This is a genomic window from Janthinobacterium sp. YR213, assembly GCF_900099875.1.
In the GTDB taxonomy this organism is placed as follows: Bacteria; Pseudomonadota; Gammaproteobacteria; order Burkholderiales; family Burkholderiaceae_D; genus Janthinobacterium; species Janthinobacterium lividum.
Genome location: NZ_FNDA01000003.1, coordinates 229,009 through 247,053, shown reverse-complemented (window position 1 = coordinate 247,053; position 18,045 = coordinate 229,009). Strand labels below are relative to the sequence as shown.

General features: G+C 63.4%; 15 protein-coding genes and 1 tRNA gene. 10 read left to right on the top strand and 6 right to left on the bottom strand.

The genetic code is table 11. From position 1 onward, the window contains the following. Window positions 1-6 precede the first annotated feature (6 nt). Window positions 7-3,216, top strand: coding sequence for a molybdopterin dinucleotide binding domain-containing protein (locus BLT98_RS15060; protein ID WP_092609140.1), 3,210 nt, complete (start codon window positions 7-9; stop codon window positions 3,214-3,216). On the opposite strand, the gene BLT98_RS15055 is transcribed toward BLT98_RS15060, so the two are convergent. The 5 genes from BLT98_RS15055 to mutM are packed head-to-tail and all read right to left on the bottom strand — an operon-like array spanning window position 3,213 to window position 9,618. After that, window positions 3,213-3,836 carry a response regulator transcription factor gene (locus BLT98_RS15055; protein ID WP_034778325.1) on the bottom strand — a complete coding sequence of 208 codons (624 nt, stop codon included), beginning with the start codon at window positions 3,834-3,836 and terminating at the stop codon, window positions 3,213-3,215. The two genes, BLT98_RS15060 and BLT98_RS15055, sit on opposite strands and share 4 nt — an antisense overlap. After that, window positions 3,833-5,599 carry a sensor histidine kinase gene (locus BLT98_RS15050; protein WP_170846392.1) on the bottom strand — a complete coding sequence of 589 codons (1,767 nt, stop codon included), beginning with the start codon at window positions 5,597-5,599 and terminating at the stop codon, window positions 3,833-3,835. Before BLT98_RS15050 ends, BLT98_RS15055 begins: the two co-directional genes overlap by 4 nt. Window positions 5,600-5,637: 38 nt before the next feature. Next, entirely contained in the window at window positions 5,638-6,813 is a 1,176-nt protein-coding gene (gene mutY / locus BLT98_RS15045; protein ID WP_092609134.1) for an A/G-specific adenine glycosylase, read from the bottom strand. A gap of 44 nt (window positions 6,814-6,857) precedes the next feature. Next, complete coding sequence (locus BLT98_RS15040) at window positions 6,858-8,759, bottom strand: dynamin family protein (protein WP_092609131.1); 1,902 nt, start codon at window positions 8,757-8,759, stop codon at window positions 6,858-6,860. A 22-nt stretch (window positions 8,760-8,781) separates the two neighbouring features. After that, the gene (gene mutM, locus BLT98_RS15035; RefSeq protein ID WP_092609128.1) at window positions 8,782-9,618 is read right to left on the bottom strand and encodes a bifunctional DNA-formamidopyrimidine glycosylase/DNA-(apurinic or apyrimidinic site) lyase; all 837 of its coding nucleotides are present in this window, start codon (window positions 9,616-9,618) and stop codon (window positions 8,782-8,784) included. Window positions 9,619-9,786: 168 nt separating this feature from the next. On the opposite strand from mutM, the gene BLT98_RS15030 reads away from it, so the two are divergent. The 7 genes from BLT98_RS15030 (at window position 9,787) to pth (ending at window position 15,922) form a co-directional block, all read left to right on the top strand. Next, a complete protein-coding gene (locus tag BLT98_RS15030) occupies window positions 9,787-11,571 on the top strand; it encodes a tetratricopeptide repeat protein (RefSeq protein ID WP_092609940.1) in 1,785 nt (594 codons plus the stop codon). A gap of 86 nt (window positions 11,572-11,657) precedes the next feature. Next, window positions 11,658-12,308, top strand: a complete 651-nt coding sequence (locus BLT98_RS15025) for an outer membrane lipoprotein LolB (RefSeq protein ID WP_092609125.1) — start codon at window positions 11,658-11,660, stop codon at window positions 12,306-12,308. Next, entirely contained in the window at window positions 12,305-13,189 is an 885-nt protein-coding gene (gene ispE, locus BLT98_RS15020; RefSeq protein ID WP_092609122.1) for a 4-(cytidine 5'-diphospho)-2-C-methyl-D-erythritol kinase, read from the top strand. The genes BLT98_RS15025 and ispE overlap by 4 nt, the downstream gene beginning before the upstream one ends. A gap of 78 nt (window positions 13,190-13,267) precedes the next feature. Beyond that, window positions 13,268-13,344, top strand: a tRNA-Gln gene (locus BLT98_RS15015). Between the two features lie 150 nt (window positions 13,345-13,494). After that, the gene (locus tag BLT98_RS15010; RefSeq protein WP_034753270.1) at window positions 13,495-14,445 is read left to right on the top strand and encodes a ribose-phosphate pyrophosphokinase; all 951 of its coding nucleotides are present in this window, start codon (window positions 13,495-13,497) and stop codon (window positions 14,443-14,445) included. Between the two features lie 168 nt (window positions 14,446-14,613). Then, the gene (locus tag BLT98_RS15005) at window positions 14,614-15,222 is read left to right on the top strand and encodes a 50S ribosomal protein L25/general stress protein Ctc (protein ID WP_034778340.1); all 609 of its coding nucleotides are present in this window, start codon (window positions 14,614-14,616) and stop codon (window positions 15,220-15,222) included. 115 nt (window positions 15,223-15,337) lie between these two features. Next, window positions 15,338-15,922, top strand: a complete 585-nt coding sequence (gene pth, locus BLT98_RS15000) for an aminoacyl-tRNA hydrolase (RefSeq protein WP_034778342.1) — start codon at window positions 15,338-15,340, stop codon at window positions 15,920-15,922. Here the strand turns inward: pth and BLT98_RS14995 are convergent, their stop codons facing one another. After that, window positions 15,923-17,020, bottom strand: coding sequence for a serine hydrolase domain-containing protein (locus tag BLT98_RS14995; protein ID WP_092609119.1), 1,098 nt, complete (start codon window positions 17,018-17,020; stop codon window positions 15,923-15,925). Window positions 17,021-17,138: 118 nt separating this feature from the next. On the opposite strand from BLT98_RS14995, the gene BLT98_RS14990 reads away from it, so the two are divergent. Both BLT98_RS14990 and BLT98_RS14985 read left to right on the top strand, forming a co-directional pair. Beyond that, window positions 17,139-17,714: a DUF2975 domain-containing protein gene (locus BLT98_RS14990; protein WP_070278949.1), complete on the top strand. Its 576-nt coding sequence runs from the start codon at window positions 17,139-17,141 to the stop codon at window positions 17,712-17,714. Beyond that, window positions 17,714-17,947, top strand: a complete 234-nt coding sequence (locus BLT98_RS14985; RefSeq protein ID WP_034778346.1) for a helix-turn-helix domain-containing protein — start codon at window positions 17,714-17,716, stop codon at window positions 17,945-17,947. The genes BLT98_RS14990 and BLT98_RS14985 overlap by 1 nt, the downstream gene beginning before the upstream one ends. Window positions 17,948-18,045: the final 98 nt, after the last annotated feature.

Genomic DNA, 18,045 nt, shown 5'->3' with positions numbered 1-18,045 from the left:
TCAACAATGAACGAACACATACACAACGACGTCCCTGAAGACGAGAATGAAAAACGCCGCAAGCTGCTGCGCTACGGCGCCATCGGCGGCGGGCTGGCCGCGTTTGCCGCCAGCTTTTCCACCACGGCCGGCCGCATGGTCGACCATGCGCTGGGCAAGGATAAACCCGTGCAGAAACTGCATGGCAATTCCCTGCAACCCGAGTTTTCCGTCGACACGGCGACGGGGAAATTGACGGTCAATCCCGACCAGCAGGTGAGCTACACCATGTGCATGGGCTGCACCACGTTTTGCGGCGTGCGCGTGCGCCTCGACAAGAAAAGCGGCAAGGTGCTGCGCGTGGCGGGCAATCCGTACAGCCCCCTGTCGGCCGACCCGGCGCTGCCATATCAAACCTCGGTACGCGACAGCTTTGTCTCGCTGTCGCGCTTCCAGGAAAAGGGCTTGAAAGGGCGCTCGACGGCTTGCGGCCGCGGCAATGGCGTGCTGGAACAGATGGAGTCGCCGTTCCGCGTGCTGGCGCCCATGAAGCGCGTGGGACCGCGCGGCGGCGGCCAGTGGGAACCGATCGCCTTCGACCAGCTGGTGAAGGAAGTGACGGAAGGCGGCGACCTGTTTGGCGAAGGCCACGTGCAGGGGCTGCGCGCCTTGCGCGAGCTGGAAAAGCCGATCGATCCGGCGCAGCCGGAGCTGGGTCCGCAAGTCAACCAGGTGGGCCTGATGTGCAGCACCGACGATGGCCGCCTGGCGTTCGGCACGCGGTTTTTCAAGCAGTCGTACGGCAGTTTGAACCTGGTCAACCACGGTTCGTATTGTGGTGGCGCCTACCGCAGCGGCTCGGGCGCCATGTTCGGCGACATGAAGAAAATGCCGCACGCGAAAGTGGACCTGGAAAACACGGAGTTCTGCATTTTCGTCGGCACGGCGCCGGGCAATGCGGGCAACCCGTTCAAGCGCCAGGGCACCCTGATCGCGAAAGCCCGCTCGGGCAAGCGCGAATTCAGCTACGTCGTCGTCGACCCCGTGCTGACGAATGCGGACAGCCTGGCCGCGGGCGACCGCAGCCGCTGGGTACCGATCAAGCCGGGCACGGATGGCGCGCTGGCCATGGCCATGATCCGCTGGATCATCGAGCACGAACGCTATGACCGCAACTTCCTCGTGCAGCCGAACCTGAAGGTGGCGGAAGCGGCGGGCGAAGCCGCCTGGTGCAACGCCACGCATTTGATCATCAACGAGAAGGGCCATCCGCGCGATGGCCGCTACCTGCGCGCGTCCGATATCGGTGCGGTGGAACTGGCGGAAGAAGAGCGCTACAAGGATGGTGACGCCTTCTGCGTGATCGACGCCGCCACGCAAGCCATCGTGCCGCACAATGCCGCCAAGGGCGAAGCGCGCCTGTTCTTCGACGGCCCGCTGGACGTGGCCGGCGCGCCGCTGCACCTGAAGACGGCCATGACGATGCTCAACGAGGAAGCGCAGCGCCACAGCATGGATGACTATGCGGCCGCCTGCGGCATTGCCCGCGACATCATCGAAGGGCTGGCGCAGGAACTGACCAGCCATGGCAAGCGCGCCGCCGTCAATGCGCACGGCGGCATGATGTCGGGCGCCGGCTTTTATAACGCGTACGCGCTGGTCATGCTCAACACCCTGATCGGCAATTTGAACCGCAAGGGCGGCACCCTCGTCAACGGCGGCAGCTTCAAGGATGCGGGACCCGGTCCGCGCTATAACCTTGAGAGTTTCGACGGCGAGATCAAGGCGGCCGGCATGCCGATCGGACGCAATGTGCCATATGAAAAAACCTCGGAATTCAAGCTGAAGAAAGAAGCGGGCAAGGCGTATCCGGCCAAGGCGCCGTGGTATCCGAACGCGCCCGCGCTGGCGACAGAATGGCTCACCAGCGCCATGAACGGCTACCCGTACACCTTGAAGGCGCTGATCCTGTGGAGCTGCAATCCTGTCTACGGCATCACGGGCTTGCGCGCGCAGATCGGCAAGGAGCTGGCCGATCCGAAGAAGATCCCCCTGATCGTCGCCATCGACCCCTTCATCAATGAAAGCTCGGCCTTTGCCGACTACCTGCTGCCCGACACCTTGCTGTATGAAAGCTGGGGCTGGGCCGGCGCCTGGGGCGGAATGCCTGTCAAAATGAGCACGGCGCGCTGGCCCGTGGTCGAACCGCGCGTGCAAAAGACGCCGGACGGCCAGACCATCTGCATGGAATCGTTCTTCATCGCGCTGGCAAAGACGATGGCCTTGCCCGGCTTCGGCCCGGAAGCCTTGCAAGACATGGATGGCCAGCGCTTCCCCTTGCTGCGCGCGGAAGACTGGTATCTGCGCGGCGGCGCCAACATCGCCTGGCAAGGCAAAACATCCGTGCCGGAGGCCAGCGACGACGATATCGATTTGTCCGGCGTGGCGCGCATCCGCCCTGAACTGGAGCGCACCCTGAAGCCGGAAGAGTGGCGCAAGGTGGCCTTCATGCTGGCGCGGGGAGGGCGCTACCAGAGCTATGGCGAGATGTTCGGCCTGCGTTTGCCGCCGCCGGCGAATCCCAAGGCGCCGGCAGCGCCTGCACCCGTGATCGACGAGACGCCGTATCCGCAGGACTGGTCCACGCACCGCTATCTGAAACCGATGATGCTGTACAACGAGGGACTGGGCGTGAGCAAGAACAGCTTGAGCGGCAAGCGTTTCCCCGGCACGCCCGCGTGGAGAGTGGCGGCGTTTGCCGACGGCACGCCCGTGCGCAAAACCTATCCGGCCAGCGAGTGGCCGTTCGAGTTGATCAGTTTTAAATCGGCGCTGCAGAACTCCTACAGCATCGGCGCGCGGCGCTTGCGCGGCATCCATCCGGACAACCCCGTCGCCGTGCATCCCGACGACGCGGCGCGGCTGAAGCTGGAAAATGGCGACGAGATTTATCTGGAAACGCCGGGCGGCAGGGCCAGGGCGACGGTGATGCTGCGCCATGGCGTGCAGCGGGGCGTGATCGCCATCGAACACGGTTTCGGCCACAAGGAGCACGGCGCGCGCGCGCACCGCATCGGCAAGCTGCGCCAGCCCGACGAGCCGGCCATCGGCGCGGGCATCAACCTGAACGACCTGGGGCTGACGGACCCGAGCCGCGGCGACAAGAACGTGTTTGTCGATCCTGTCTCGGGCACGTCGGTGCGGCAGGGACTGCCGGCGCGCATCGTGCGGGCCTAGATCTGGCCACCTGCCATCAGCAGCCGGGCTACCTCGGCTGCCGAATGCAGGCCCAGTTTTTCCATCGTGTTATGGCGGTGCACCTGCACCGTCTTGTCGCTGATGCCCAGTTCGCGGGCGATGACTTTCGAGGCTTTGCCTTCGGCCATCAGCAGTGCCACTTCGCGCTCGCGCGCGGTGAGCCTGGCCAGCGCCGATTGCGCCGTATTCGCGCTGGCGGCGCTGCGGCTTTCTTCCACGCTGCGGGCCACGGCGCGCGAGACGGCGTCCAGCAATACCTGGTCCTTGCACGGCTTTTCCAGAAAATCGCAGGCGCCCGCCTTCATCGTCTGCACGGCCATGGCCAGGTCGCCGTGGCCGCTGAGGAAAATCACGGGCAGCGATATGGCGTGCCCGGTCTTATTATTCAATTCCTGCTGCAGTTCCAGTCCGCTCATCAGGGGCATGCGCACGTCGAGCAGCAGACAGCCGGGCACATGGCCATCGTAACGCTGCAGGAAATCGCGCGCCGATTCAAACGTCTGCACTTGCCAGCCGGCCGAATCGAACAGATAGGCCAGCGAGCGGCGCATGGCGGCGTCGTCGTCGACGACAAAGATGATCGCATCGCTTTCATTCATGGTGTTTCCTCTTGTATTTCCTTGTGTGCGTCCATGCCGGTATCTTCGGGCAGGCGGAACCAGACCGTCAAGCCCGGCGCATCGGCATTGGCATGTGCCGACAGGCTGCCGCCGAACGATTCGATGATGCTTTTGCTGAGCGACATGCCTAGTCCCAGGCCTTCGGCCTTGGTGGTAAAAAACGGTTCGAACAGGCGCGCCATCTGCGCCGTCGGCAGGCCGCAGCCGGCGTCGCGCACGGCCACCGTGCAGGCGCCGTTTTCGCGGTGCAGCAGCACGCCGATGGCGTGCTGCGGATTGCCGTTTTCTACCTGCGCATCGAGCGCATTCTTGAGCAGATTGAGCAGCACCTGCTGCACCTGCTGCGGGTCGGCCAGCACGCGCGGTGCGGCGCTGACCGTCTCGTGGCGCCAGGCTATCCTCGCTTGCGGATGGGCCGCGCGGAACAGCGATACCGCTTGCTCGACGGCGTCGGCCAGGGCGAAGGCCGTGCTATGCGCGGGACGCTTTCGCGCCATCGCGCGGATGTGGCGGATGATGGCGCCCGCGCGTTCGCTTTGCGTGGCGATTTCCTGCGCGCCGTCGAGCAGAGGCGCCGCATCGAGCCGGCCCGCCGTGATGCGGCGCGCCATGCCGCGCGCGAAATTGCCGATGGCCGCCAGCGGCTGGTTCAATTCGTGCGCGATGGCGCTGGCCATCTCGCCCAGGATCGCCAGGCGCGCCGTGTGGTCGAGCGTGGCCTGGCGCTGGCGCGCCTGTTCTTCCAGCGCGCGCTGCTGGTGCTGGGCGGCGCGCAATTGCTCCGTGCGCCGGCTGACCAGGTATTCCACGCGTACCGTGTGCACTGCCCAGGCGATGAGCAAGGCCAGCACCAGCAGCATCCAGCCCCAGTAGCGGCGCAGCGCCGTCTCGAACGTCAGCTTGTCCAGGTAAGCGTAGGGGCCGATGCGCAAGTCGCGGAACAGCTCATCGACGATCTGGTAATCGCTGGGCACCGTCCAGCTGTAGCCTTCATCTGTGCGCGGCATGGCCAGCAGGGCCTGCGCCACTTTTTTCGCCAGCGCGGGCGGCGTCTGGCGCAGGGCCACGAAGGGCCAGTCCGGATACAGCCGCGACGAGCTGGCGCAGCGAAATCCGGGTATCGGGCGCGTGGTGATCACGCGCAGTTCATCGGCGCGCACTTCGCCGCGCGCCACCATCTGTTCCAGCAAACAGGTGCGCACGATGCCCCCATCCATGTGCCCTGAGCGCACGGCGTCGATGATCTGCTGCGAGGGGAAACCGCTGTAGCGCAGGCTGGCAAAATCATGCGTGGGATCGATGCCCGCTTCGCGCAATTCGCGCGCGGCGATCTGGTAACCGCCAAACGCATCGGGCGCCACGGCCATCACGTTCTTGCCCGCCAGGTCGGCCAGGTCATGCAGCGGCGAGGCGCTGCGCACGACGATGGCCGAACCGATGGCCTGGCGCGGAGAATCCGTCCACGGCGATTCCAGGGTGGCGATGCGGCTGGCGCCGTCGCTGTGTTCGAGCGCCACGTAATGGCCGCTGCTGGTGATGGCAAAGGCGATGGCCTGCGACTGCACGGCGCGCGTCAGGCCCGCCTGGTCGTAGTCGGCCAGGATGAAACGGATGCCGGGAATGCTGGCCTGCAGGTGGCGCGTCACGTACGACCAGTCCTGCTGCACGGCGTCGCCACCCTTGTAGGCCAGTACGCCAATTCTTACCTCGGGCAGGTCGTCAGCCGCGTGGGCGCCGTGCAAACACAGCGCCGTCAGTGCGAAGAGTAAAAAACGTCGCACTAGAACATGCTGCGCTGCGCCGAACGCGCATCGCCGAACAGGTCCAGCAGCAGTTTCTTGATGGGCGCTGGCAGCGGCGCGTCCGCGATTTTCGCGCCGTCGTACCAGACGTGCGTGGACTCTCCGGCCAGCGCCAGGCGCCGCGCCAGGGTGATGCGGCAGGGAACGATGTGCAGCTTGTAGTGGGTAAATACGTGCACGATGGGCAGCAGCCGTTCCTGCGTTTCGATCTGGCCGAATGGCGCCACGGCGCGCGCCAGCGCATCCTGGTCGATGTCGTGCGGACAGTCCTCGCCGGCCAGCACGTGGCCATCGAGTTCGGGCAAGGATAGCAAGCCGCCCCAGATGCCCGAGCCCGGGCGCTGCTCCAGCAGCACCTTGCCGTCGTCGATGATGACCAGCATGACGGCGTGTTTTTCCGGGCTGGTTTTCTTCGGCTTGCGCACGGGCAGATCCTTGGTGCGGCCGGTGGCGTAGGCCACGCAGCGCGGCTGCAGCGGACAGCGGCCGCAATCGGGACTGCTGCGCGTGCACAGGGTGGCGCCAAAGTCCATCAGGCCCTGCGTGTAGGCTTCGATGCCTGAATCTATTCCCGCTGCGGGCAGCAGTGCTTCGGCGCGGCGCCACATGGCTTCCTCGACGCGTTTTTCGCCGGGATAGGCGTCGATGCCAAACGTGCGCGCAAAGACGCGCTTGACGTTGCCGTCCATGATGGCTGCGCGGGTGCCGCTGGAAAACGCGGAGATGGCGGCGGCCGTCGAGCGGCCGATGCCGGGCAGGTCGGCCAGCAGGGCCGGATCGGTGGGGAACACGCCGTCGTATTCGGCCACCACGCGCTGCGCGCACTTGTGCAGGTTGCGCGCCCGCGTGTAGTAACCGAGGCCGCTCCACTGCGCCATCACGTCTTCCACGGGGGCTGCCGCCAAATCGCGCAGGGTAGGGAAGCGTTCGAGAAAGCGCGCGTAGTAGCCAAGTACGGCGGTGACCTGCGTTTGCTGCAGCATGATTTCGGACAGCCAGATCAAATAGGCGTCGCGCGTGTTTTGCCATGGCAGCGCATGGCGGCCATGCTGCTTTTGCCAGGCGATGACGGTGGCGGAAAAACTAGGGTCGATATAGTCTTCTAAAGGTGCCGCGCCAGTGGCGGGCGAGAGCGGATGCAGCAGACGTTTCATGCAGGGTTCCAGTGTTCTGTTGTTTGATGTTGCTGGTGTTGCGCTCAGCTTGCGCTGGCGGCGCGCAAGGCAGCGAGCAATTGCGCCAGCTGCGTCTTGTCGCGTTCGAGCGCCGCCAGGCTGGCTTCAAAGCCGGCGATTTTCTGTTCCAGGCTGCCCGTGGCGTCGTGGATGCGCTGGATCGAGGCAAAGCGCAGTTTCAGCTGTTCCTTGTACTCGACGATCTGCGCTTCGAGCGGCGCCATGATGACTTTCAGCCAGGCGCTGGCGTCGTCGTTGGCGTTGGTGAAACTGCGGCGCACGCGCGAGGCGATGGTGTCGAAGAATTTTTCCATCAGCACGACCCGGCTGGTGGTCAGCAGGGTGGCCGTGCCGAACTGCTTATGGTAGACGGCTTCGATGTCGGCGATCTCCTGGCGGTAGCGGGCCAGGGAAAACGGCATCGGCAAGGCCAGCGCCAGGCCATGTTCGGAGGCGAATTTGCGGTACATCACGTTCATCATTTCCGTGATCTCGGCCGTCTTGCCTTCCGATCGGTCGAGGTTCTGGCCGATGCGCTCGAAATACTGGCGCACGGCTTCGCGCAAGCCCGTGAAAAAGCGGCTGCGCTGCATGGCCGCGCGCACGCCGTCGATATCGTCGCGCACGATATCCATGCCCAGGCTCGTGTACAGCTCCGTCGACAGGCGGGTAAACACGGCGCGCGTCGCTTGCAGCTTGAACAGGCTGCTGTCGAATTCCTTCTTCTCGATATCGATGCGCCGCATCATGTGCGCGATCACGCTCTGGTTCTTGCCGCGCAGGCTGTGCAGCTCGTGCAACTGCTCGGCGATGCCGCGCGCGCGTGCCGCCGCCTGCACCTGCTGCGCCGCTTCGATGGCGTCCAGGTCGAACGCCAGCTGGCGCCGGATGATGTCCTTGCGCGCGGGGATCAGCTCCTCGAACAGGGCCGTCTCCAGCGCCTGCAAGCGGCTCTTTTCCAGCAGCGCCGCGTCCTGGTTGATCTTGCCCACCAGGGCCTTTTGCGCCGAGACGGGAAACACCTGGCCCGCATCCAGCATCAGCAGGTGCGCTACGCTGGCCTGCTGGCGTTCGATGGCTTGCGCCACCTCGGCATCGCCGCGCAACTCATCCCACATGCTGTCGATCTTGTTGAGCACCACCAGGCGCCCCGCGCCGGCGCCGATATGGTTGCGCCATACCTCGATGTCGCTGCGCGTGACGCCCGTGTCGGCCGCCAGGATGAACAGCACCGCGTGCGCATTCGGGATCAGGTTCAGGGTCAGTTCCGGTTCCGTGCCGATGGCGTTCAGGCCGGGCGTGTCGAGGATCACCAGGCCCTGTTTCAGCAGCGGATGGGGGAAGTTGATGATGGCGTGGCGCCACATGGAGATTTCCACCTGGCCGTCCTCGTCCAGCATGGCGTGGGCGTCCGCATCGTCGGCGTCGTACAGGCCGTAGCGTGCCGCCTCCTCGATGCCGACTTTTTTCGTCAGGCTGACCTGGCGGATGGCTTCCTGCATGTCGCCGCCCGCCTCGATATTCAGGGGCAGGACGGTCCAGGCGGCGGGCAGGTCGCGGTAGTCGCTGGTCGACAGGTTTTGCGCGCGCGTCTCGATGGGCAGCAGCCGGATCGATGGCGGCCAGGCCGCGTCGTACAGCAGCTCGGTGGGGCACATGGTGGTGCGGCCCGCGCCCGAGGGCAGGATGCGCTGGCCGTAGCCGGCAAAGAAGATGGCGTTGATCAGCTCGGATTTGCCGCGCGAGAATTCCGCCACGAAGGCGACCGATAAACGGTCATCGGCCAGGCGGGAGCCACAGCGCGCCAGGCGCAGCGCGGAGGCGCCGTCGACCAGGCCCGCCGCGCTGGCGGCTTGCCGGTATGCCTGCAAGGCGGCCTGTACGTCCTGCCGCCATGCGCTGTATTGTTCCAGGTCCCTGACCATCTGGCTCCCTCTGTGAGTGTGGCTACTTTTGACAATTCACGCAGTAAAACGTGGAACGCTGTCCCTGCACGATCTGGCGGATCGGCGCGCCGCACACGCGGCATGGTTTGCCCGCGCGGTTGTACGTGAAATACGTCTGCTGGAAGTAGCCGGACTGGCCGTTCACGCCGATGAAATCGCGCAGGGTGCTGCCGCCTTGCACGATGGCTTCTGCCAGCACGTCGCGGATCGATTGCGCCAGTTTCTCATAGCGGGCCAGGCCGATGCGCCGGGCTGGCGTCTTCGGGTTGATCCCCGCGCGGAACAGGCTTTCGGAACAATAGATATTGCCCACGCCGACGACGATGTCGCCCGCCATCAGCACCTGCTTGATATTGGTGCCCTTGTTGCGCGTTTTCTCGAACAGCAGCTGGCCCGTGAAGCCGCCTTCCAGCGGTTCCGTGCCCAGGCCGCGCAGCAGCGCGTGGCCATCCAGCGGGCCGTCGGCCTCGTCGTGCCACAACACGGCGCCAAAGCGGCGCGGGTCCGTCATGCGCAGCACCTGGCTGCCGCCTTCCGCGTCTTCCACGATGAGGTCGAAATGGTCGTGCTTTTGTGCCTCCGTCCCCACCGGCAGCACGCGCAAATGGCCCGACATGCCCAGGTGGATGATCAGGGTGCCTTGGCGGAAGTGGATCAGCAGGTACTTGCCGCGCCGCCCCGTCAGGCCGATGGTTTGCCCCGACAGTTGTTCGCCCAGGGCAGGGGGGAAGGGCCAGCGCAGGCCGTCGCGGCGCAGCACGACGGAGCGCACGGCGCGGCCTTCGAGATGGGGCGCGACACCGCGCCGTGTGACTTCGACTTCTGGCAATTCTGGCATAGGGCTCGAATGGTGGAAAACCGGGTAAAAAAACAGGCGGGTTGCCGGCGGATGGCGGGCCCGGGCGCGCTACGCCACCACGACGTATATATTTCGTTACATACGTGAAGTACGCGATAGCCGCGTTGGGCGTAGAATCAAACTTTGCCGTTCAGCCAGGATCAGCCTTTGAAAAACGCTTTCGCCATTGTAACCTTGTCCGCCCTGATGGCCACGCATGCCATGGCACAGACGCCTGTTGCCCCTGTCGATGGGGCGGCCAGTCCCGCTGCGGCCGCTGCGCCGCAAGCGCCCGGTACCGAGTCCGGCGACGACGCCAAGGGCGAGAAGCTGCCCAAGGTCGAGTTGAGCAGCGATTTGCTGTACAAGCTGACCAAGGCTGAAATGGAATTCAAGAGCGGCCAGTGGCAAGGGCCGTACGTGACGATGATGGTGGCGGCGCAACAGACGCGCGACCCGCGCCTGGCGCGCCGCGCTTCCGAAATGGCGCTGGCCGCCAAGCAGGGCAGCGAGGCGCTGGCGGCCATCCGCCTGTGGCGCGACCTGGCGCCCGAATCCGATGAGGCGACCCAGTTCTTCCTCGGCTTCGTCGTATTGACGGACAAGATCGAAGAAGCGGAACCGATTTTTGCCGAGCGCCTGGCCAATGCGCCGCAGGGCGCGCGCGGCGTGGCCCTGTTCCAGATGCAGCAGATCCTGTCGCGGACGAATGACAAGCTGTATGCCTACGCGATGGTGACGCGCCTGGTGCAGCCCTACCTGGACATGTTCGAAGCCCACCTGGTGCTGGCGCAGGGTGCGCTGTCGCTCGGCGAGCGCGAGCGCGCCATCGGCGAAGCGAACAAGGCGCTGGCCATCAAGCCGAACTCCGAGCTGGCCGCGCTGACCCTGGCGCAGGTGACGGGCGAGTCCGAGGCGGCAGGCAAGGTGCTGGCCACTTTCCTGCAAAAGAATCCCGATGCCGTCGAAGTGCGCGGCGCGTATGCGCGCCTGCTGGTCGAGCAAAAACAGCTGGAGCCGGCGCGCGACCAGTTCCTGCTGCTGCTGAAAAGCCAGCCCGATAACGTGGGGGGGCTGTATGCGCTGGGCATCGTGGCGCTGCAGCTGGAAGACACCAAGGGCGCGGAGCAGTACTTCAAGCGCTTCCTGGCCGTGCTGGATAAAAATCCTGGCGACGCGCGCGATCCGTTCAAGGCCCTGATGATACTGTCGCAGATCGCCGAGACGCGCGGCGACACGGCCGGCGCCATCGCCTGGCTGGACAAGGTCGACAACAGCGCTTCCGCCGGCTATGTCGAGGCGCGCTTGCGCCGCGCCCAGCTGATCGCCCGCGGCGGCAATCTCGATGCGGCGCGCAAGGCGCTGACGGAAATCGAAACGGACGATCCGGCAAGCCAGGCGCAGGTGCTGCTGGTCGACGCGCAATTCCTGCGCGATGCCGGCTATGTGCAAAGCGCCTACACGGTGCTGGAAAACGCCTTGCTGCGCTTCCCCGACAATCCGGAACTGCTGTACGACTACGCGCTGCTGGCCGAGCGCCTGGATAAACTCGAGCTGATGGAAGCGAGCCTGCGCCGCGTGATGGCGCTGGCGCCCGACAATCAGCATGCGTATAACGCCCTCGGCTACTCGCTGGCCGAACGGGGCATCCGCCTTGAGGAAGCCCATGCGCTGATCGAAAAAGCCTTGCAGATGGCGCCGGGCGACCCGTTCATCATGGACAGCATGGGCTGGGTGCAGTTCCGCATGGGCAACCTGGCCGCCGCGGAAAATGCGCTGCGCCGCGCCTATGCCGTGCGCAGCGATCCGGAAATCGCCGTCCACCTGGGCGAAGTGCTGTGGCAGAAGGGCGACAAGGCCGAAGCGCAAAAGCTGTGGCGCGAGGCGCAAGGCAAGGACCCGAAAAACGATGCGCTGAAAAGTACGCTGGCGCGCTTGAATGTCAGTTTGTGATTGTTAACCCAAGGGCAAATTCTGGGGTCAGACCCTGAGGGTCTGACCCCGGGTTTTGCACTTGGGGTGAACTCAGAAAATTCCCCATGCCAAAAAACTTCATCCCTCTGACCGTCCTGTGCCTGTCCCTCTCGGCCTGCTCGACCCTGACTTCCCCCTTTTCGTCCGGCGCCGCGCCGTCCGGTAATACCGTCGCGCCTTACCGCGAACAGGTGGAACTGACGGGCCGCCTGAACGTCGTGTACCAGAAGGATGACAAGCCCGAATCGGCCACCGTCAATTTCAACTGGCAACAGACGGCGCAGCGCACGGACGTGACCCTGTATTCGCCTGTCGGCAGTACGCTGGCGACGATTGCCGTCACGCCGCAGCAAGCCGTATTGACGCAGAGCGGCAAGGCGCCGCGCAGCGCGCCCGATGTCGATACCCTGAGCGCGCAGATGCTGGGCTGGTCCTTGCCCGTGTCGGGCTTGCGCGACTGGCTGCAAGGCTATGCCGTGGGCGCCGATGGCAAGCGTTTCGTCGCTTCGCCGGCCAACGACAGCGTCACCACGAAAGATGGCTGGCGCTTGCGCTATGTGTCGTGGCAAGAAGTAGGGCAAAATGCGGCCGACAATACACCGGGCGCCTTGCCCCAACCGCGGCGTATCGATGCCGAACGCAATGCCAGCGCGCAGGCCGATGCCGTCTCGCTGCGCATCGTGCTCGATCCCGCCCCATCCGCTCAAGCACAATGACGTTGACTACCCTGAATAACTGCCCGGCTCCCGCCAAGCTGAACCTCTTTTTGCACGTCAACGGCCGCCGCGCCGATGGCTACCATCTGCTGCAGACGGTGTTCCAGTTGCTCGACCATGGCGACACCTTGCACTTCGCGCTTCGCGACGATACGCTGATCCGCCGCGTGACGGCACTGGCCGGCGTGCCGGAAGAACAGGATTTGATCATCCGCGCCGCCAAGCTGCTGCAGGCGGAAGTGCTGCGCCGCACGGGCGCCTTGCCGCGCGGCGTCGATATCGCCATCGACAAGGTGCTGCCCATGGGCGGCGGACTCGGCGGCGGTTCATCCGATGCGGCCACGGCCCTGATGGCATTGAACCGCCTGTGGCAAGCGGGCTTGAGCCGCGAGGAATTGATGGCGCTGGGCTTGCCGCTGGGTGCCGATATCCCGTTTTTCATCTTTGGCGAAAACGCCTTTGCCGAAGGCGTGGGCGAGGCCTTGCAGCCCGTGGCCACGCCCGAATGCTGGTACGTGGTGATCGAGCCGGGCGTGCAAGTGCCGACCGCCGCAATTTTTTGCGCGGAAGGCTTGACGAGAAATACCGAACCCGTCACAATAGCGGACTTTTCCAGGCACCTCGCAGAAGGCAACGATGCGGGCGGGTTTGGCAAGAATGATTTACAGCAAGTGGCATGCAGTCTTTTCAAGCCGGTAGCAGATGCGGTAGAATGGCTGGGTGCTTACGGTGAGGCCAGGATGACTGGTTCCGGTGCTTGTGTATTCAGTGCGTTTGGCAGTCAGGAAGAAGCGGATGCGGTGCTCAGCAATGTGCCACCGGTCTGGATCGCCTGGAAGGCAGAAGCGCTGAGCCGCCACCCGATGCTCACCATGTTGTAAAGAGCAAAAAAAGATTTTGCTTAGCGTCAAATAGTCGGTATAATACTGGCCAACATGACGGCAAGCAGTCAGTAACGTAGGGGAATCGCCAAGCTGGTTAAGGCACTGGATTTTGATTCCAGCATGCGAAGGTTCGAATCCTTCTTCCCCTGCCACAATTTCACCGTAGTCTGTCGATGCGAAGTTGGCGTCCAGTACGGGAAAAAGCAGATATGTTGCCACGCGGCATATTCTAAACAATGACTGACCGGGCCTATGCCCGGTTAGTGCTTTTCAAGACTTCTATATCACCTCTTGGGACTCCCATGGCTTACGAAAACCTGATGGTTTTTACCGGCAACGCGAATCCAGCGTTGGCAGAGGGGGTCGCAAAAAACCTCGGCATCCCTCTCGGTAAAGCAAACGTTTCGAAATTCTCCGACGGCGAAGTAATGGTCGAGATTAACGAAAACGTGCGCGGCAAGGATGTTTTTGTTTTGCAATCCACCTGTGCTCCAACCAACGACAGCCTGATGGAAATCATGCTGATGGTTGATGCCTTGAAACGTGCTTCCGCTGGCCGCATCACCGCCGCAATTCCTTACTTCGGCTACGCCCGCCAAGACCGTCGTCCACGCTCCGCGCGTGTGGCGATTTCGGCCAAGGTGGTGGCGAACATGCTGGAAGAAGCCGGTGTCGAGCGCGTCCTGATCATGGACTTGCACGCTGACCAGATTCAAGGTTTCTTCGATATTCCAGTCGACAATATTTACGCTTCGCCAATTTTGCTGGGCGACCTGCAAAAGAAAAACTACCAGGACCTGCTGGTGGTGTCGCCGGACGTCGGCGGTGTGGTACGTGCGCGCGCCCTGGCAAAACGCCTGGGCTGCGACCTGGCCATCATCGACAAGCGTCGTCCAAAAGCGAACGTGTCCGAAGTGATGAACATCATCGGTGAAGTCGAAGGCCGCAACTGCGTGATCATGGATGACATGGTCGACACGGCAGGCACCCTGACCAAGGCTGCCGAAGTGCTCAAAGAACGCGGCGCGAAAAAAGTCGTGGCGTATTGCACGCACGCGGTGCTGTCGGGCCCGGCGATCGACCGTATTTCGGCATCGCCACTCGATGAGCTGGTCGTGACCGATACTATCCCCCTGTCCGAAGCGGCCCTGGCCTGCGGCAAGATCCGTCAATTGACGTGCGCGCCGCTGCTGGCCGAGACGTTCAAGCGCATCATCAAGGGTGATTCGGTTATTTCCCTCTTTATCGATTAATTCGACAAGAGCAGCAACAGACGTAATGCCTGCGGCGCGACCGGCTTTTTGCCTGTTGCGCCGCAGTGTTTTCATTTTCGGGGTGTTTTGCACCCCATTTTCGAGGATTCCTGGTCGCGGGAGTCTTCATAACACAAGGCGCAAGCCTTGTTCTTCTTGGAGTTTCACATGAAAGTTATCGCATTTAAACGCGAATTGCAAGGTTCCGGAGCGAGCCGCCGCCTGCGCATTTCCGGCCAAACCCCTGGTATCGTCTACGGTGGCGCTGAAGCCCCGGTGCTGATCTCGCTGGATCACAACGCCCTGTACCACGCGTTGAAAAAAGAAGTGTTCCACTCGTCGATCCTGGACCTGGAAATCGACGGCGTTTCCCAGCAAGTTCTGTTGCGCGACTTCCAAGTCCACGCATACAAACAACTGGTTCTGCACGCTGACTTCCAGCGCGTTGACTCGAAGCAAGCTATCCACGTGAAAGTGGCGCTGCACTTCGTCAACGCTGACGTTTCCCCAGCAGTCAAACTGCACGGCGCGACCATCAGCCACGTAGCCAACGAAATCGAAGTTTCGTGCCTGCCAGGCCAACTGCCAGAATTCATCAACGTTGACCTGTCGAACATCGACGTCGGTCACTCGCTGCACGTTGGCGACCTGGTCCTGCCAGCTGGCGTGACCGCTGTCACCCACGGCGCCAACCTGACCATCGCTACCGCTTCGGTACCGGCTGGCCACGTTGCTGCTGAAGCCGCTGCTGCTGAAGTTGTTGCTGACAAGAAGTAATTTTGCCGCCGCAGCAATGCGGTAGTCGCAAGGAAAAACCCGTCCGGTTCGCTCCGGACGGGTTTTTTTCTGCCTGTTTTCACCGATAATACGTTTTTACACTGCAGACACAGCCATGCCCATACGCCTGATCGTCGGCCTCGGCAACCCGGGACCCGAATACGAACAAACCCGCCACAATGCCGGCTTCTGGCTGGTGGACAACCTCGCCAACAGCTTGCCCGGCACGCGCTTGCAGCGCGATTCGCGCTATAACGCCATGCTGGCCAAGACTTCCATCGGCGGCAATGAAGTCTGGCTGCTCGAACCGCTGACCTTCATGAACCGCTCGGGCCAGTCCGTGGGCGCGCTGGCGCGCTTCTTCAAGATTGCCGCCGACGAAGTGCTCGTCGTGCACGACGAACTCGATCTGATGCCTGGCATCGCGCGCCTGAAGAAGGGCGGCTCGGCCGGCGGCCACAATGGCTTGAAGGACATCACGGCCGCGCTGGGTACGCAGGATTACTGGCGCTTGCGCCTGGGCATCGGCCATCCGCGCACCCTGAGCCTGCAGCAGCAGGTGGCCGATTTCGTGCTGCACCGCCCGCGCCGCGAAGACCAGGAGCTGATCGAGCAGGCGATCGACAAATCCTTGCAGGTGATGCCGCTGATCGTCGAGGGCAAGTTCGAGGCCGCCACGATGAAGTTGCACACGGCATAGTCATTTCCCCGCCTTGCCGAAGCCGGCCATGATGGTTTTCGCCATCTGCTGCTGGCTGGCCTGGGCGCTGCTGCCTTCGCCCGCGTTGGCGGCGATCAGCAAGCCGTCGCCGCTGCCGGGCGCCAGCGCGATCAGCGCGTGCCAGTAGCCGTTCGAACCCAGGTGCGTAAGCACGCGCTGCGGGGCCTGGGGCGGAAAGTGCATCACGCCCCAGCCCAATGCCGCATTCGTGTCGCCCTGCGCCGTGTGCAGCAACACATACGTTTCCTGTTTCAGCAGTTTCCCCTTGCCTTGCTCGCCGTGCAGTTGATCGAGCGCAAATTTGGCCCAGTCTTGCATGCTCAGGTGAATTTCCCCATCGGGCGCCATCATCAGCGGATTGCTGGCCATCAAGCCCGCGATCGGCTTGTTTTCCTTGTGGCCCAGGTTTTGTCCCCGCACGGTGGGGCCGAAGGCGGCCCGCATGCCCAGCGGGCCGAACACCTCCGCCTGCATCAGTTCCTCATATGTCTTGCCCGTGACCCGCTCGGCGATGGCGGCGGCGATCATGGCGCCGCTGTTCGAGTAGTGCGATTCGCCGCGCGGCGCGGCTACCGGCGCATCGGCCAGCGCCCGCTGCGCGTATTCCAGGCGCAGCAGGGGCAATGGCCGCGTGTCCGTATAGGTGGAATTGATCCATGCCTCATCGGGATTGGGCGGCAGGCCGGCGCGGTGCGACAGCAGATCCTTCAGGTTGACATCGCGGTACTCGGCGCGCATGCCGCCGGCCAGCGCGGGCAGCATGGCTGACAACGGCGCATCCCACGACAGCACGCCCCGTTCCACCAGCCGCGCGATCAGGGTCACCGTCATGGCCTTGCCGTTGGAGCCGATATTCCACACGTCATCGGCGCGCACGGCGTCCTGGCCGTCATTGGCCCGCACGCCCGCTTGCGTTTGCGCCTCGATCTTGCCGTCGCGGATGACGAGAATGGCCATGGCCGGCACGCTCTTGTCGGCCAGCGCCTGCTGCAGCATGGCATGCAAGTCATGGGCGCGGGCGGCGCCGCTGAGCAAAAAGGCGGTGCTGCAAACGAGTGAGGCAAGCAGGGTTTTCATGGTGTCTCCAGTCGATAGGGGTGAGCGAACATGTTAAAATAGTCGCAAAACATGATTTAATTATTGTTTTACGATAATTTATTCTAACGACACTTGACGCTTTCGTATACTTTTAAATATGAAAAAAAATCCAGAGGGACCGGCGGCGCTGAGCCGGCGCGTGCGCTACGGCGTCTCCGCGTTCTTTGTGCTGTACCTGCTGCTGACGGTGCTGGGCTGGCTGGCGCCCGCGCCGGCCGCGCACGGCAGCCTGGGCGATGCGGGCATGTATGAATTGTTGCTGCAATTGCAGAGCCAGCCATTCGAGCGCCTGGCGGCCATGCCCTTGTGGCAGCGGGGTCTGGGCCTGGCGCTGGCCTTGCCAGCCTTGCTGGTGCTGGGCGACGCCGTACGCCAGCTGGCCGTGGTCTTGCGCCAGTTCGAGCAGGGCGTGTTTTTTACGCCGCAGGTGGCGCAGCGCTTTCGCCGTTTTGCAGGCGGCTTGTTGCTGGGAACGGTGTTGACGTTGCTGGAGCCGACCGTGCGCGGCATGCTGTTTGGCTTGCTGGACGAGGGGACGAGCCAGTTGCGCCTGGTCATCGACATCACGGGCGGCGACTTGTGGACCTTGTTGCTGTGCACGGTTTTCCTTGCGCTGGCGCAAATCCTGCATGAAGGCCAGCGCCTGGCCGATGAAAACAGCGGGTTTATCTGATGGGCATCGTCGTGCGCCTCGACCTGGTACTGGCCAGGAAAAAAGTGAAATCGAAGGAACTGGCGGCCTTCATCGGCATCACGGAACAGAATTTGTCCCTCTTAAAGTCGGGCAAGGTGCGCGGCGTGCGTTTCGATACCCTGTCGAAAATCTGCGAGATGCTCGAATGCCAGCCCGGCGACATCCTGGAATTCGATGCGTCGCAGCCGGACGACGGGGATGGCGACAGTTAGCGGCACAGAGGGCGGTTTTTTTGAAGAGTAGGGTGCATAGAGGTACAATTGACCCTTACAAGCATTAATACAGCAAGATTATCCAGAAAACGCCCGCA

What these genes read in the sequence shown, in the direction of transcription:
- BLT98_RS15060 (WP_092609140.1), top strand. Translation starts at nt 7, where the DNA reads ATGAACGAACACATACACAACGACGTCCCTGAAGACGAGAATGAAAAA.
- BLT98_RS15055 (WP_034778325.1), bottom strand. Translation starts at nt 3,836, where the DNA reads ATGAATGAAAGCGATGCGATCATCTTTGTCGTCGACGACGACGCCGCC.
- mutY (WP_092609134.1), bottom strand. Translation starts at nt 6,813, where the DNA reads ATGAAACGTCTGCTGCATCCGCTCTCGCCCGCCACTGGCGCGGCACCT.
- BLT98_RS15040 (WP_092609131.1), bottom strand. Translation starts at nt 8,759, where the DNA reads ATGGTCAGGGACCTGGAACAATACAGCGCATGGCGGCAGGACGTACAG.
- mutM (WP_092609128.1), bottom strand. Translation starts at nt 9,618, where the DNA reads ATGCCAGAATTGCCAGAAGTCGAAGTCACACGGCGCGGTGTCGCGCCC.
- BLT98_RS15025 (WP_092609125.1), top strand. Translation starts at nt 11,658, where the DNA reads ATGCCAAAAAACTTCATCCCTCTGACCGTCCTGTGCCTGTCCCTCTCG.
- ispE (WP_092609122.1), top strand. Translation starts at nt 12,305, where the DNA reads ATGACGTTGACTACCCTGAATAACTGCCCGGCTCCCGCCAAGCTGAAC.
- BLT98_RS15010 (WP_034753270.1), top strand. Translation starts at nt 13,495, where the DNA reads ATGGCTTACGAAAACCTGATGGTTTTTACCGGCAACGCGAATCCAGCG.
- BLT98_RS15005 (WP_034778340.1), top strand. Translation starts at nt 14,614, where the DNA reads ATGAAAGTTATCGCATTTAAACGCGAATTGCAAGGTTCCGGAGCGAGC.
- pth (WP_034778342.1), top strand. Translation starts at nt 15,338, where the DNA reads ATGCCCATACGCCTGATCGTCGGCCTCGGCAACCCGGGACCCGAATAC.
- BLT98_RS14995 (WP_092609119.1), bottom strand. Translation starts at nt 17,020, where the DNA reads ATGAAAACCCTGCTTGCCTCACTCGTTTGCAGCACCGCCTTTTTGCTC.
- BLT98_RS14990 (WP_070278949.1), top strand. Translation starts at nt 17,139, where the DNA reads ATGAAAAAAAATCCAGAGGGACCGGCGGCGCTGAGCCGGCGCGTGCGC.
- BLT98_RS14985 (WP_034778346.1), top strand. Translation starts at nt 17,714, where the DNA reads ATGGGCATCGTCGTGCGCCTCGACCTGGTACTGGCCAGGAAAAAAGTG.